2 protein-coding genes are annotated in these 904 nt (G+C 64.5%); both read left to right on the forward strand.

Annotated elements, in window-relative coordinates; all coding sequences use genetic code 11:
* The coding region (locus tag KIH74_RS35635; protein WP_214160870.1) for a transposase at positions 1-259 on the forward strand (259 nt) is incomplete at its 5' end.
* Positions 256-904 (forward strand): IS3 family transposase (locus KIH74_RS35640; protein ID WP_214160871.1); only part of this gene is annotated, 649 nt, incomplete at its 3' end. The genes KIH74_RS35635 and KIH74_RS35640, both read left to right, overlap by 4 nt.

Genomic DNA, 904 nt, shown 5'->3' on the forward strand with positions numbered 1-904 from the left:
GCAGTCAGATCCGAAGCCCACGGTCCGGCGTCTGGCCGAGCAGCTGGGCGTGCATCACGAGGCCTTGCGTAACTGGATCCGTCAGGCCGAGAAGATCCAGAACGAAGGCTCCAGGCCCGGTGAGAGTGCTGCAGAGCTGGTCCAGGAGAACCGGCAGTTGCGGGCGGAGGTCGCCGAACTGCAGCGTGTGAACGAGATTTTCCGTTCTGCCAGCGCGTATTTCGCGTCGGAGCTCGGCCCGACCCGGCGACGGTCATGAGGTTCATCGATGAACACAGTGGCCAGTTCGCAGTCGCGCTCCTGTTACGGGTCCTGAACTTCGCGACCTCGACCTACTACAACTGGCGCCGCCAGGAAACAGACCCGTGCGAACGGGCCGAAGTCGATCGAGGACTGCTGACGAACATCTTCGAGATATGGGAGAACTCCGGACACACCTACGGAGCTGACCGCGTCCACCAGCAACTGCGCAGAGACGGCTTTTTCATCGGCCGTAAGCGAGTGGAACGGTTGATGGCCGGCCAGGGCTGGCAGGGCGCATTCGGGCGCAAGGGCTGGAAGAACGGCGGATCAACCCGGCAGAACCCGAGGGGCGAGCCGGCCCCGGACCTGGTCAACCGGGACTTCACCGCGACCACGCCGAACCAGTTGTGGGTCGCGGACGCCACCCGGATTCCCTGCGGCGAAGGGGTTTTCTGGCTGGTAGCGGTGCGGGATGTGTATTCGCGGCGGATCGTGGGCTGGAAGACCTCCGACCGATGCGACACCGACCTGGTCCTGGGTGCGTTCGAGTACGCGATGTGGACCCGCCAGGCATCCGCCGGCTTGATCCATCACAGCGACCGCGGCTCGACCTACACGTCTTTCCGCTTCGGGCAGACGCTTTCAGACCTCGGCGTCTCGG

Origin of the sequence: Kineosporia corallincola (assembly GCF_018499875.1) — a bacterium.
GTDB classification, from domain to species: Bacteria; Actinomycetota; Actinomycetes; order Actinomycetales; family Kineosporiaceae; genus Kineosporia; species Kineosporia corallincola.